This is a genomic window from Paraburkholderia sp. SIMBA_053 (assembly GCF_046534895.1).
Lineage (GTDB): Bacteria > Pseudomonadota > Gammaproteobacteria > Burkholderiales > Burkholderiaceae > Paraburkholderia > Paraburkholderia caledonica.
In genome coordinates, this window is the sequence record NZ_JAWRXU010001609.1 from 1 (window position 1) to 239 (window position 239).

General features: G+C 64.9%; 1 protein-coding gene. It reads left to right on the plus strand.

All coding sequences use genetic code 11. The features are described from left to right. Nucleotides 1–9: 9 nt before the first annotated feature. Nucleotides 10–239: hypothetical protein (locus tag SB753_RS40985; protein ID WP_410805669.1), on the plus strand; the 230-nt coding region annotated here is incomplete at its 3' end.

A 239-nucleotide genomic window follows, 5' to 3' on the forward strand; every position in this document is an offset into this window, starting at 1 on the left:
GTTGCAGGCATGACTAGCTACGCCGCCGCCGTTGAACGCCAAGCCCTTGCCGATGGCCTGCTAAAGTGCGGGCCGTGGCACTGCCACGATGATGACGAAGCGCTGACCGACCACGCCAACGCCCAAGCGCGGGCGGTGGCGTTAGACGCTGCTGAGTTAGATCACGCCAAGGCGCTCGCACTGGCGATACACCGCGCCCAAGCGCACCACCTGGAAGCCCCAGACGAAAACGAAACGGG